Origin of the sequence: Pseudomonas fluorescens, assembly GCF_005938625.1 — a bacterium.
GTDB classification, from domain to species: Bacteria; Pseudomonadota; Gammaproteobacteria; order Pseudomonadales; family Pseudomonadaceae; genus Aquipseudomonas; species Aquipseudomonas fluorescens_BD.
In genome coordinates, this window is record NZ_VCNJ01000042.1 from 46,567 (window position 1) to 58,955 (window position 12,389).

At 60.3% G+C, this 12,389-nt stretch carries 13 protein-coding genes; all 13 read left to right on the top strand.

All coding sequences use genetic code 11. The features are described from left to right. The first annotated feature begins 9 nt into the window (after positions 1–9). The 13 genes from flhF to FGA82_RS24005 all read left to right on the top strand — a co-directional run bounded on the left by flhF (position 10) and on the right by FGA82_RS24005 (position 12,319). A complete protein-coding gene (gene flhF / locus FGA82_RS23945) occupies positions 10–1,350 on the top strand; it encodes a flagellar biosynthesis protein FlhF (RefSeq protein WP_008077677.1) in 1,341 nt (446 codons plus the stop codon). Positions 1,351–1,466: 116 nt separating this feature from the next. After that, on the top strand, positions 1,467–2,297 hold the full coding sequence (fleN, locus tag FGA82_RS23950) for a flagellar synthesis regulator FleN (protein WP_003222917.1): 831 nt from the start codon (positions 1,467–1,469) through the stop codon (positions 2,295–2,297). Continuing rightward, positions 2,294–3,034, top strand: a complete 741-nt coding sequence (gene fliA, locus FGA82_RS23955; RefSeq protein WP_007920004.1) for an RNA polymerase sigma factor FliA — start codon at positions 2,294–2,296, stop codon at positions 3,032–3,034. Before fleN ends, fliA begins: the two co-directional genes overlap by 4 nt. 166 nt (positions 3,035–3,200) lie before the next feature. Next, positions 3,201–3,572, top strand: coding sequence for a chemotaxis response regulator CheY (locus tag FGA82_RS23960; RefSeq protein ID WP_161986607.1), 372 nt, complete (start codon positions 3,201–3,203; stop codon positions 3,570–3,572). Between the two features lie 18 nt (positions 3,573–3,590). After that, the gene (locus tag FGA82_RS23965) at positions 3,591–4,379 is read left to right on the top strand and encodes a protein phosphatase CheZ (protein WP_007920000.1); all 789 of its coding nucleotides are present in this window, start codon (positions 3,591–3,593) and stop codon (positions 4,377–4,379) included. A gap of 54 nt (positions 4,380–4,433) precedes the next feature. Then, entirely contained in the window at positions 4,434–6,704 is a 2,271-nt protein-coding gene (locus FGA82_RS23970) for a chemotaxis protein CheA (RefSeq protein ID WP_141128992.1), read from the top strand. 49 nt (positions 6,705–6,753) lie between these two features. After that, complete coding sequence (locus FGA82_RS23975; protein WP_141128993.1) at positions 6,754–7,908, top strand: protein-glutamate methylesterase/protein-glutamine glutaminase; 1,155 nt, start codon at positions 6,754–6,756, stop codon at positions 7,906–7,908. Then, positions 7,908–8,648, top strand: coding sequence for a flagellar motor protein (locus FGA82_RS23980; protein ID WP_016987476.1), 741 nt, complete (start codon positions 7,908–7,910; stop codon positions 8,646–8,648). The genes FGA82_RS23975 and FGA82_RS23980 overlap by 1 nt, the downstream gene beginning before the upstream one ends. A gap of 12 nt (positions 8,649–8,660) precedes the next feature. Further along, on the top strand, positions 8,661–9,551 hold the full coding sequence (motD, locus tag FGA82_RS23985; protein ID WP_108226834.1) for a flagellar motor protein MotD: 891 nt from the start codon (positions 8,661–8,663) through the stop codon (positions 9,549–9,551). A gap of 43 nt (positions 9,552–9,594) precedes the next feature. Beyond that, complete coding sequence (locus FGA82_RS23990; RefSeq protein ID WP_008077691.1) at positions 9,595–10,383, top strand: ParA family protein; 789 nt, start codon at positions 9,595–9,597, stop codon at positions 10,381–10,383. A 2-nt stretch (positions 10,384–10,385) separates the two neighbouring features. Beyond that, positions 10,386–11,351: a CheW domain-containing protein gene (locus FGA82_RS23995; RefSeq protein ID WP_141128994.1), complete on the top strand. Its 966-nt coding sequence runs from the start codon at positions 10,386–10,388 to the stop codon at positions 11,349–11,351. A gap of 89 nt (positions 11,352–11,440) precedes the next feature. After that, the gene (locus tag FGA82_RS24000; protein WP_141128995.1) at positions 11,441–11,926 is read left to right on the top strand and encodes a chemotaxis protein CheW; all 486 of its coding nucleotides are present in this window, start codon (positions 11,441–11,443) and stop codon (positions 11,924–11,926) included. Continuing rightward, a complete protein-coding gene (locus FGA82_RS24005; RefSeq protein WP_141128996.1) occupies positions 11,927–12,319 on the top strand; it encodes a DUF2802 domain-containing protein in 393 nt (130 codons plus the stop codon). It begins immediately after the preceding gene. Positions 12,320–12,389: the final 70 nt, after the last annotated feature.

Below are 12,389 nucleotides of genomic sequence, written 5' to 3' on the forward strand. Positions count from 1 at the left end.
TAGTGGTTTATGCAAGTTAAGCGTTTCTTTGCCGCCGATATGCGTCAGGCCATGAAGCTGGTTCGTGATGAGCTGGGCGCTGATGCCGCCATCATTGGCAATCGCCGCATTGCCGGCGGTGTCGAGTTGACGGCGGCACTGGATTACAAATTGTCGGCGCTGGCGCCACGGGTTCCGAACATGGAACTCGAAGACGAGCTGCGCAAGACCCAGTCGCGCATCGTCACCGCTCAGGCCGAACTGAGCCTGCGTGGCGAAGCCGACGGCAACAGCAATCGCCAGATTTTCGCCGGGCTGCCGTTGACGGCTGGCCTGCCGTTGACCGCCGCTGAACCGCTGAGCGAGCCGACTTACGCCGCCCCGGCGCGTCCGGCCCCGGCACCTGCGCAGTCCTCTGGCGGTGTTGACCCGCGTGCACTGGATTCGATGCGTTTTGAATTGAACAGCCTGCGCGAGCTGATGGAAGTTCAGCTCGGCACCCTGGCCTGGAATCAGCTGCAAGGCAGCCGTCCGGCGCAAGCCAATCTGTATCGCCGTCTGCAACGTATCGGTTTGTCCGGGCCGTTGTCGCGCGATCTGCTGGCGATGATCACTGACATCGAAGAGCCGCGTCAGGCCTGGCGCATGTTGCTCGCGCACCTGGCTCGGATGATTGCCGTACCGGAAGTCGAGCCGTTGGAAGAGGGCGGTGTGATTGCCATGGTCGGCCCTGCCGGCATGGGCAAGACCACCACGCTGGCCAAGCTTGCCGCGCGTTACGTGCTCAAGTACGGCGCGCAGAATGTCGCGCTGGTGAGCATGGACAGTTTCCGTATCGGCGCTCAGGAACAACTGAAGACCCTTGGCCGTATTCTCAATGTGCCAGTGACTCACGTCGATCCGGGCCAATCGCTGGTGCAGGCGCTGGATCCGTTGCTGCGCAAACGCGTGGTGCTGATCGATACCGCCGGCCTGCAAGCCAGCGATCCAGCCTTGCGCATGCAGCTCGAAAGTCTGGCCGGGCGTGGCATTCGCTCAAAAAATTATCTGGTCTTGGCAACCACCAGCCAGAAACAGGTTCTAACCGCCGCTTATCACAGTTACAAGCGTTGCGGGCTCGCCGGGTGCATCCTGACTAAACTGGATGAAACGGCCAGCCTTGGCGAAGTGTTGAGCCTGGCGATCAGTCATGAATTGCCGGTCGCGTACCTGACCGATGGCCCACGGATTCCGGATGATTTGCATCTGCCGCGCCGTCATCAACTGGTCAGCCGCGCCGTCAGCGTGCAAATGCAGGAAGAACCCAGCGAAGAAGCCATGGCCGACATGTTCGCTGATATCTATCACAGCCCGACCAAGCAGGTAGGCTGAGGTATTCATGAACAGTTTTTGTACCTACATCGATGGTCTGCCATGCATTGTTCCGGTTGTGAACGCGCAGCCAGTAATGTGGCCTCCGTCTATGCAAGACAAGGTAAAGAAATAACATGGGCAGCATGCATCCCGTACAGGTGATCGCGGTGACCGGCGGCAAAGGTGGCGTCGGCAAGACTAACGTGTCAGTGAACTTGTCCCTGGCGCTGGCAGAGCTTGGCCGTCGGGTCATGTTGCTGGACGCCGATCTGGGGCTGGCGAACGTCGACGTATTGTTGGGTCTGACCCCTAAACGCACGCTGGCCGACGTCATCGAAGGCCGTTGCGAATTGCGCGACGTGCTGTTGCAAGGCCCCGGTGGCATTCGCATCGTCCCGGCCGCGTCCGGCACGCAGAGCATGGTGCACCTGAGCCCGGCGCAGCACGCCGGCCTGATTCAGGCATTCAGCGACATCGGCGACAATCTCGATGTGCTGGTGATCGACACCGCTGCGGGTATTGGTGACTCGGTAGTCAGTTTTGTTCGCGCCGCGCAAGAAGTGTTGCTGGTGGTCTGCGACGAGCCAACCTCGATCACTGATGCCTACGCACTGATCAAACTGCTCAACCGCGATTACGGCATGAACCGCTTCCGCGTCCTCGCCAACATGGCGCAGAGCCCGCAGGAAGGTCGCAACCTGTTCGCCAAGTTGACCAAGGTCACGGATCGTTTCCTTGACGTGGCCCTACAATACGTCGGCGCCGTGCCTTACGACGAAAGCGTGCGTAAAGCGGTGCAGAAGCAGCGTGCGGTGTACGAAGCCTTCCCGCGTTCCAAGTGCGCGCTGGCGTTCAAGGCGATCGCGCAGAAGGTCGACACCTGGCCGCTGCCCGCCAATCCGCGTGGCCACCTTGAGTTTTTCGTCGAGCGCCTCGTGCAGCAAACGGCAGGGCCCGTGCTATGACCGCAAGCGGTATGAACTACTACAAGAAGTCGGCACGTGACGCGCAGTACGAACTGATCGAGCGTTACGCGCCACTGGTCAAGCGCATTGCCTATCACTTGCTGGCACGCTTGCCGGCCAGTGTGCAGGTTGAAGATTTGATCCAGGCGGGGATGATCGGCCTGCTTGAAGTCTCGACCAAATACGACGCCAGCAAAGGCGCCAGTTTCGAAACGTACGCGGGCATTCGAATCCGCGGCGCGATGCTCGACGAAGTGCGCAAAGGGGACTGGGCGCCACGCTCGGTTCACCGCAATACCCGTATGGTCAGTGACGCAATTCGCTCAATTGAAGCTAAAACCGGCCGTGACGCTAAAGATCACGAGGTTGCAGCCGAACTCCAATTGAGTCTCGACGATTACTACGGGATTTTGAATGACACCTTGGGCAGCCGCCTGTTCAGTTTCGACGATCTCTTGCAGGACGGCGAACACGAAGGGCTGCACGAGGATGGCGCGAGTGCTCATCTCGAGCCGTCACGCGATCTGGAAGATGAACGTTTCCAGGCAGCGCTGGCGGACGCGATTGCCAATTTGCCGGAGCGTGAGCGACTGGTGTTGGCGCTGTACTACGACGAAGAGCTGAACCTCAAGGAGATCGGTGAAGTCCTTGGCGTCAGTGAATCGCGGGTCAGCCAGTTACACAGCCAGTGCGCGGCCCGTTTGCGGGGGCGTTTGGGGGAGTGGCGAGCGCGCTGAAGGCAGTGTGGGGACACTGCGAACGAGGCTGGTGCGGTGATGAACGGCACCGGTCTTGCTCTGTTGTGCTCCAGACAGTCTTCGAGTGCTGCGCCGATTGATTGAAGTGGCGTGTCCAGGTGCTGGGCGCGTTTAAGACTGCTTGGAGGTCGAATTGAACAAAGACATGAAAATCCTCATCGTTGATGACTTCTCAACGATGCGGCGGATCATCAAGAACCTGCTGCGTGATCTTGGGTTCACCAACACCGTCGAGGCTGACGATGGCGTGACTGCCATTCCAGTGCTCAACAGCGGAAGCATCGACTTTCTGGTAACGGACTGGAACATGCCGGGCATGACCGGTATCGACCTGCTGCGCCACGTGCGTGCCGATGAAAAACTCAAGCACCTGCCAGTGCTGATGGTGACGGCTGAAGCCAAGCGCGAGCAGATCATCGAAGCCGCTCAGGCTGGTGTGAACGGCTACGTAGTCAAACCTTTCACGGCTCAGGCGTTGAAAGACAAAATCGAGAAGATTTTCGAACGCATCGGCTGATGAACGCGCGGGGGAGCTATGGAGCATAACGAATCTTCACAGGGCGATTTCGAGTCGACCCTGAAAAAACACGCGGTCGAACTGGTCGAAAGCCTTGAAAAAGGCAGGTTCGGCGACGCTGTGCAACTGATCCATGAGCTCAATCAGACCCGTGACCGTGGCCTGTATCAGGAAGTCGGCAAGCTCACACGTGAACTGCACAGTGCGATCGTCAACTTCCAGATCGACCCGAACATGCCGCAGGCCGAGGAAGTGTCGCAAATCACCGACGCCACCGAACGCCTGGGCTATGTGGTCAAGCTGACGGAAGCCGCGGCCAACCGCACCATGGATCTGGTGGAAAGCGCCACGCCGGTGGTCAACAGTCTGGCTGATGAAGCGCAGACCTTGAGTGCCGATTGGGGGCGCTTCATGCGTCGCGAGGTCGGGGCTGAAGAGTTCCGTGAACTGGCGCGCCGGGTCGACGGTTTTCTGTCACGCAGCAGCACGGACAACCGTGCGGTGTCGAGCAATCTCAACGACATCCTGCTGGCCCAGGATTACCAGGACCTGACCGGTCAGGTGATCAAGCGTGTGACCCAACTGGTCACCGAAGTCGAAAGCAATTTGCTCAAACTTGTGCTCATGGCCAGTCAGGTCGACCGCTTTGCGGGCATCGAACATGACCGCGCCGCGATGCTTGCAGAAAAAGATCCACAAAAACATCTCTCGCAGGGTGAAGGTCCGCAGATTCATGCCGATAAACGAGAAGACGTTGTGTCCGGTCAGGACGATGTGGACGATTTGTTATCCAGCCTCGGGTTCTAGAGTTTTGGAATTTTAGGTTTTTTGGGTTTTTAGACCTGTAGGAGCACCCCATTAATGAGCTTCGGCGCCGATGAAGAGATCCTTCAGGATTTCCTGGTTGAGGCCGGCGAGATTCTTGAGCAACTGTCCGAACAACTGGTCGAGCTGGAAAGCCGTCCGGATGACGCAGATTTGCTCAACGCAATTTTTCGCGGTTTCCACACTGTAAAAGGGGGCGCCGGCTTCCTTCAGCTCAATGAGCTGGTGGAGTGCTGTCACATCGCCGAAAACGTGTTCGACATCCTCCGTAAGGGTGAGCGTCGCGTTGATGCAGAACTGATGGACGTTGTCCTCGAAGCACTGGACGCGGTGAACAGCATGTTCACTGAGGTTCGTGAGCGTGCTCCGATCACCGCTGCCACCCCGGAACTGCTGGCCGCCCTGGCGCGTCTGGCCGAACCGCAATCGGCGGACGCAGCCCCGGCTTCGCCAGTGGCCGAGATGATCGAAGAACTGGTCGTCGAAGGCGACTCGTCGGGCGACATCACTGATAACGAATTCGAACAACTGCTGGACTCGCTGAACGCCGTCAAGGCTGAAGCCGAAGCCCCGGCCGCTGCTGCGCCTGCACAAACGGCCGCTGAAGCCGCGAGCGATGAAATCACCGATGCCGAGTTCGAGTCGTTGCTCGATCAACTGCACGGCAAGGGCCAGTTCGCGGTGGACGCGGTTGCGCCAGCGGCGGCAGCGCCTGCGGCTCCGGCCAAGGGCGACAGCTCTGACATCACCGACGACGAATTCGAAGCCTTGCTCGATCAACTGCATGGCAAGGGCAACTTTGCCGTGGATGCACTGGAGTCGGCGATTGCCTCGGCACCTGTGCCGGCTGCTCCAGCGGCCGCCGCTGCCGGCAGCGATCTGATCAGCGATCACGAGTTCGAATCGCTGCTCGACGAATTGCACGGCAAAGGCAAGTTCACTGAGGTCGGCACCGCCGCTGCTGGCAGTGCTTCGACCGTCGCCACGCCTGCTGCCAAGGCACCGGCCGCTGCGGCAGCGCCCAAGCCTGCCGCCAAGCCTGAGCCAAAAGCCGAAGCGCCAAAACCGGCTGCCGCTGCTGCACCGGCTCCGGCCCGTGCGCCGGCGACACCGCCACCGGAAAAACCGGCGAGCGAAGCCGAAACCACCGTGCGCGTTGACACTGCACGTCTCGACGAAATCATGAACATGGTCGGCGAGCTGGTGCTGGTGCGTAACCGTCTGGTGCGTCTGGGCCTGAACAGCGGCGATGAAGCCATGCAAAAGGCCGTGTCGAACCTCGACGTGGTCACGGCTGACTTGCAGACCGCCGTCATGAAGACGCGGATGCAGCCGATCAAGAAGGTCTTCGGGCGCTTCCCGCGTCTGGTTCGTGACCTCGCGCGTCAGCTCAAGAAAGAGATCAACCTGGAACTGGTGGGTGAAGAAACCGACCTCGACAAAAACCTTGTCGAGGCCCTGGCCGACCCGCTGGTCCACTTGGTGCGCAACGCCGTCGACCACGGCATCGAGTCGCCGGAAGAACGCGAAGCGTCGGGCAAGGCCCGTGGCGGTCGCGTGGTACTGGCGGCCGAGCAAGAGGGCGACCATATCCTGCTGTCGATTTCCGATGACGGCAAAGGCATGGACCCGAACGTCCTGCGCGCCATCGCGGTAAAACGCGGCGTGATGGACAAGGACGCGGCCGATCGCCTCAGCGATACCGAGTGCTACAACCTGATTTTCGCCCCGGGTTTCTCGACCAAGACCGAGATCTCCGACGTCTCCGGCCGCGGTGTCGGCATGGACGTGGTGAAGACCAAGATTTCCCAGCTCAACGGTTCGATCAACATCTACTCGACCAAGGGCCAGGGCTCGAAGATCGTCATCAAGGTGCCGCTGACCCTCGCGATCATGCCAACCCTGATGGTCATGCTTGGCAATCAGGCGTTTGCGTTCCCGTTGGTCAACGTCAACGAAATCTTCCACCTCGACCTGTCGACCACCAACGTCGTCGACGGCCAGGAAGTGGTGATCGTGCGGGACAAGGCGCTGCCATTGTTCTACCTCAAGCGCTGGCTGGTCAGCTCCGCCGCTCACGAAGAGCAGCGTGAAGGCCACGTGGTGATCCTTTCGGTGGGCACTCAGCGGATCGGCTTTGTCGTCGATCAACTGGTCGGTCAGGAAGAAGTGGTCATCAAGCCATTGGGCAAAATGCTGCAGGGCACTCCGGGCATGTCCGGCGCCACCATCACTGGTGACGGCCGCATCGCGCTGATTCTCGATGTTCCAAGCATGCTCAAGCGTTACGCCGCACGGCGTATTTGAATCCGGGGCGGCGGGGCGACAACGTCCCGCTGCACCTAATGGAGTGTTTATGGCAGTCAAAGTCCTGGTGGTGGACGATTCGGGTTTTTTCCGCCGCCGCGTCTCGGAGATTCTTTCAGCGGATCCGAGCATCCAGGTGGTCGGTACGGCCACCAACGGTAAAGAGGCGATTGATCAGGCGCTGGCACTCAAGCCAGACGTGATCACCATGGACTACGAGATGCCGATGATGGACGGCATCACGGCAGTGCGGCACATCATGCAGCGCTGCCCGACCCCGGTGTTGATGTTCTCCTCGCTGACGCACGAAGGCGCCCGGGTAACCCTCGATGCGCTGGACGCTGGCGCTGTGGATTTCCTGCCGAAGAATTTCGAAGACATCTCGCGTAACCCCGAGAAGGTCAAGCAACTGCTGTGCGAAAAGGTGCATAGCATCTCGCGCAGTAACCGTCGTTTCAGTGCCTACAGCGCGCCGGCTCCAGTGGCTGCGCCAGCACCGACGCCTGCTCCGGCGCCGTCGAGTTTCGGCAGCCACAGCAGTCACAGCAGTCACAGCACCAGCGCGCCAACGCGTCCGGCTCCAGCGCCGGCACCGACTCGCGCCCCGACCGCCAGCGCGTCGTCGCCAGCGCCGAAACGCAAAGCCTACAAACTGGTTGCCATCGGTACCTCGACGGGCGGCCCGGTGGCCCTGCAACGTGTGTTGACTCAGTTGCCGGCGAATTTCCCGGCGCCGATCGTGCTGATCCAGCACATGCCGGCGGCGTTCACCAAGGCTTTCGCCGAACGTCTCGACAAGCTCTGCCGCATCAGCGTCAAGGAAGCCGAGGATGGCGACATTCTGCGTCCGGGCCTGGCGTTGCTCGCGCCGGGTGGCAAGCAAATGATGATCGATGGCCGTGGCGCGGTGAAAATCCTGCCGGGCGACGAGCGTCTGAACTACAAGCCGTGCGTGGACATCACCTTCGGTTCTGCAGCGAAATCCTACGGCGACAAAGTTCTGGCGGTGGTGTTGACCGGCATGGGCGCCGATGGCCGTGAAGGCGCGCGTCTGCTCAAGCAGGGCGGCAGCGCGGTCTGGGCACAAGATGAGGCAAGTTGCGTGATCTACGGCATGCCGATGGCCATCGTTAAAGCCGACCTCGCCGACGCGGTATACAGCCTCGACGACATCGGCAAACACATTGTCGAGGCGTGTATCTGATGGATGTTTTAAGCCTTATCGGGATCATCATGGCGTTCGTCGCCATCATCGGCGGTAACTACCTTGAAGGTGGTCACCTCGGTGCGCTGGCCAACGGCCCGGCGGCATTGATCGTACTGGGCGGCACCATCGGTGCCGCACTGCTGCAATCGCCGATGAGCGCGTTCAAACGCGCCATGCAGATCCTTGCCTGGATCCTGTTTCCGCCACGGGTCGATCTGGCCGGTGGCATCGATCGCGTCGTCAACTGGAGCCTCACCGCACGCAAGGAAGGCCTGCTGGGCCTGGAAGGCGTGGCGGATGCCGAACCCGACAATTACTCGCGCAAAGGCCTGCAACTGCTGGTCGACGGTGCCGAACCGGAAGCGATCCGCAGCATCCTCGAAGTGGATTTCTACACTCAGGAAGCGCGCGACATCGAAGCCGCCAAGGTCTTCGAAAGCATGGGCGGCTACGCGCCGACCATCGGCATCATCGGTGCGGTGATGGGCCTGATCCACGTGATGGGCAACCTGGCGGATCCAACACAACTGGGCAGCGGTATCGCCGTCGCCTTCGTTGCGACCATTTACGGTGTGGCCAGTGCCAACCTGGTGTTGCTGCCGATCGCCGCCAAGCTCAAGTCAATTGCGTTGCGGCAGTCGCGTTATCGCGAAATGTTGTTGGAAGGGATCTTGTCGATCGCCGAAGGTGAAAACCCTCGCTCCATTGAGTTGAAGCTGCAAGGCTTCATGGATTAAGGGAATAACCTCATGGCCCGTCGTCGCCACCAGGAAGAACACGTCAATCACGAGCGCTGGCTCGTGTCCTACGCGGATTTCATCACGTTGCTGTTCGCGTTCTTCGTGGTGATGTACTCGATCTCGTCGATCAACGAAGGCAAGTACAAAGAAATTTCCGAAGCGCTGGTCGGCGTCTTCAAAGACTCCGACCGCGCGCTAAAACCGATCCAGATCGGCGACGAACGGCCAAAAACCGTGACCCCGGCCAAGCCGCTGGTCAAGGACGCCGAGCAGATCGATGCCGGTATCGCCGGCGCCAGCGATCCGCTGAAAAGCATCGCCGATGACATCAGCGCCGCGTTCGGTGACCTGATCAGCTCCAACCAGATGACCGTGCGTGGCAACGAGTTGTGGGTCGAGATCGAACTCAACTCCAGCCTGTTGTTCGGCAGTGGCGACGCCATGCCAAGCGACATCGCCTTCAACATCATCGACAAGGTCGCGGCGATTCTGAAACCGTTCGACAACCCGATCCACGTCGAAGGCTTCACCGACGATCAGCCAATCCGCACGGCGCAGTACCCGACCAACTGGGAACTGTCCTCGGCGCGCTCAGCAAGCATCGTGCGCATGCTGGCAATGCAGGGCGTGAACCCTGGTCGTCTGGCGTCGGTGGGTTACGGTGAGTTTCAACCGGTGGCCAATAACGCCACTGTTGAAGGCCGCGCGAAAAACCGTCGCGTGGTCCTGGTGGTGTCGCGCAATCTCGATGTGCGTCGCAGCCTCACGGGTACCGGAACCGCCAACGCGCAACCGGATGCCGCGTTGAAGCGTGCTGGCACACAAACTGCACCGACCCCGGTCAAGACGCCGGGACGCGAGAGTGCCGTCAATTCTCCGTCACCCGCATTAACACGCTGAGCTATGTCTCGGTCGAGCATATCGGCCGGGAGGAACGAACTGAATGAGAGTCTGGGCAGTCGCCAATCAAAAGGGTGGTGTCGGTAAAACCACATCTTCCATCGCTTTAGCCGGATTGCTGGCCGAGGCGGGCAAGCGCGTGGTTGTGGTCGATCTCGACCCGCACGGCTCGATGACCAGCTATTTCGGCTACGACCCCGACAGCCTGGAACACAGCAACTACGACCTGTTTCTGCACAAGGGCAGCGTGCCGCAAGGCCTGCCGGGGCAGTTGCTGTTGTCGACCAGTGACGAACGCATTTCCCTGCTGCCATCGAGCACCGCGCTGGCAACCCTTGAGCGTCAGTCGCCGGGACAGAGTGGCTTGGGTCTGGTAATCGCCAAGAGTCTGGCGCAGTTGTGGCAGGACTTTGATTACGCGGTGATCGACAGCCCGCCGTTGCTCGGCGTGCTGATGGTCAACGCCCTCGCTGCGAGCCAGCAGCTGGTGATCCCGGTGCAGACCGAACACCTGGCCGTCAAAGGTCTGGAGCGCATGGTCAACACTCTGGCGATGATCAACCGCTCGCGCAAACAGGCGCTGCCGTTCAGCATCGTGCCGACCCTGTTCGACCGCCGTACGCAGGCATCGATGCATACCTTGCGTGTGCTGCGTGACAAATTTCCCGACGAGATCTGGCAGGGTTATATCCCCGTCGATACCCGTCTGCGCGACGCCAGCCGAGCCGGTGTCACGCCTTCGCAATTCGACGGCAAGAGCCGTGGCGTGCTGGCCTACCGCGCGCTGCTCAAGCACCTGTTGGCGCAACAACTTGTTCCGCAGGTGGCGTGAGCATGAATCGCCCGGTCAAGCTCACATCGCGTCCGCAATTGGCGTTGCAGTCTTATCTGGATAATTTGCTGCAGGAAATTCCTGAGGAGCTGCCGCCGGTCATTGAGGCGCAGCCTGAAGTTGTCGAGAGCACTGAGGCGCTGGACGAGTTCCAGGCAGCGGTGCTGGAAGAGCAGGCGCGTGATGCGCAGAAAGCCGCCAAGCCTGTTGCGCCGGTTGTTGCGCCTGCCGCCGCACCGGTCGCCAAGGCACCGGTTGCATTGATTGAAGAAGCCGAGCCGGTTCGCGCGTCCGTTTCGACACTGGCACCGCTGCTGCAAACCCAATTGCTGAAAACCGCGCCGGAACCGGCCGTGGTCGAACCGGCTCCAGCACCTGCTCCAGTTGCACCCGCACCCGTCGAGCAGACGCTAGTCCCGCCGCTGGTGGAAGTGCATCTGCCGCCGAACAACACGCCGCCACCGGTGGAAACCGATGGTCGCCCGGCCTGGGCCTCGGAAGCCTTCGAATGCCTGTTGTTCGACGTCGCTGGTTTGACCCTGGCGGTGCCACTGGTCTGCCTGGGTTCGATCTATTCGCTGGCCGGCCACGAGCTGACGCCACTGTTCGGTCAGCCGGAGTGGTTCCTCGGGATCCTGCCGAGCCAGGCCGGCAACCTGAAAGTGTTGGACACCGCGCGCTGGGTCATGCCGGATCGCTATCGCGATGACTTCCGTCAGGGCTTGCAGTACGTGATTTCGGTACAAGGTTACGAGTGGGGCCTGGCGGTGCATCAGGTCAGCCGCTCGTTGCGTCTGGACCCGAATGAAATCAAATGGAGAAGTCACCGGGGTCAGCGGCCATGGCTCGCCGGCACGGTGATTGAGCACATGTGTGCATTGCTTGACGTTTCCGCACTGGCCGAATTGATCGCCAGCGGTGGGGCAAAGCACTTCGGCGGCCACAAGCCGCTACATAAACCGACATAGCAGCCGACATAACAATCAGGCGACGGCATTGTTGAATGCCGCCACACAGAACACACACCGCCCAGAGCGGTTTTTTCGAGGGGTCAGGTATGAGTAATCAGGCGACGAATGCAAAAGGTTCTGAAGATCCGATCCTGCAATGGGTGACCTTCAAACTGGACAACGAGACCTACGGCATCAACGTGATGCGCGTGCAGGAAGTGCTGCGCTACACCGAGATCGCTCCGGTGCCGGGTGCGCCGAGCTACGTGCTGGGCATCATCAACCTGCGCGGTAACGTGGTCACCGTGATCGACACCCGTCAGCGCTTCGGCCTGAGTACCGGCGAGATCAGCGACAACACCCGTATCGTCATCATCGAAGCCGACAAGCAAGTCGTCGGCATCATGGTCGACAGCGTGGCCGAAGTGGTTTATCTGCGTCAGTCGGAAATCGAGACGGCGCCGAACGTCGGCAACGAAGAGTCGGCCAAGTTCATCCAGGGCGTGTGCAACAAGAACAACGAACTGCTGATCCTCGTCGAACTCGACAAGATGATGAGCGAAGAAGAATGGTCGGATCTGGAGAACATCTGATTGATTCTCGAGGTTGCGGTCATCGTCCTGTTCCTCTTCTGGGCAGGCACGCTGGCAATGTTTGTGTCGTACATCAAGGCGCAGCGGGTGATCGCTGCGCAACAGGCTCAGGGCGATGCGCTGCGTGATCAGCGCATCAAGGAACTGGCCAAGCGTGTCGACGATTACCAGAACGGCAACGTGCGCATGGGCGAAGCCCTGCACGAGTTGCGCGCGGTCGTCGGTCCGTTGCCGGACAAGATTGTTGCGCTGGAACAGCGCGACCCGTCGAGCCTGTCATTCGCCCAGGCGGCGAAACTGGTGGGCATGGGCGCAAGCGTTGATGAGCTGACTCAGTCGTGTGGTTTGACCCAGGCTGAGGCGGAGTTGATGCGTAAGTTGCATAAGAACTAGAAGCAAGATCAAAAGATCGCAGCCTTCGGCAGCTCCTACATCGGGATTCGCGTTTCCCTGTAGGAGCTGC

Excerpts from the sequence above, each read along its gene's own strand:
- flhF (WP_008077677.1), top strand. The coding sequence starts at position 10 with ATGCAAGTTAAGCGTTTCTTTGCCGCCGATATGCGTCAGGCCATGAAG.
- fleN (WP_003222917.1), top strand. The coding sequence starts at position 1,467 with ATGGGCAGCATGCATCCCGTACAGGTGATCGCGGTGACCGGCGGCAAA.
- fliA (WP_007920004.1), top strand. The coding sequence starts at position 2,294 with ATGACCGCAAGCGGTATGAACTACTACAAGAAGTCGGCACGTGACGCG.
- FGA82_RS23960 (WP_161986607.1), top strand. The coding sequence starts at position 3,201 with ATGAAAATCCTCATCGTTGATGACTTCTCAACGATGCGGCGGATCATC.
- FGA82_RS23965 (WP_007920000.1), top strand. The coding sequence starts at position 3,591 with ATGGAGCATAACGAATCTTCACAGGGCGATTTCGAGTCGACCCTGAAA.
- FGA82_RS23970 (WP_141128992.1), top strand. The coding sequence starts at position 4,434 with ATGAGCTTCGGCGCCGATGAAGAGATCCTTCAGGATTTCCTGGTTGAG.
- FGA82_RS23975 (WP_141128993.1), top strand. The coding sequence starts at position 6,754 with ATGGCAGTCAAAGTCCTGGTGGTGGACGATTCGGGTTTTTTCCGCCGC.
- FGA82_RS23980 (WP_016987476.1), top strand. The coding sequence starts at position 7,908 with ATGGATGTTTTAAGCCTTATCGGGATCATCATGGCGTTCGTCGCCATC.
- motD (WP_108226834.1), top strand. The coding sequence starts at position 8,661 with ATGGCCCGTCGTCGCCACCAGGAAGAACACGTCAATCACGAGCGCTGG.
- FGA82_RS23990 (WP_008077691.1), top strand. The coding sequence starts at position 9,595 with ATGAGAGTCTGGGCAGTCGCCAATCAAAAGGGTGGTGTCGGTAAAACC.
- FGA82_RS23995 (WP_141128994.1), top strand. The coding sequence starts at position 10,386 with ATGAATCGCCCGGTCAAGCTCACATCGCGTCCGCAATTGGCGTTGCAG.
- FGA82_RS24000 (WP_141128995.1), top strand. The coding sequence starts at position 11,441 with ATGAGTAATCAGGCGACGAATGCAAAAGGTTCTGAAGATCCGATCCTG.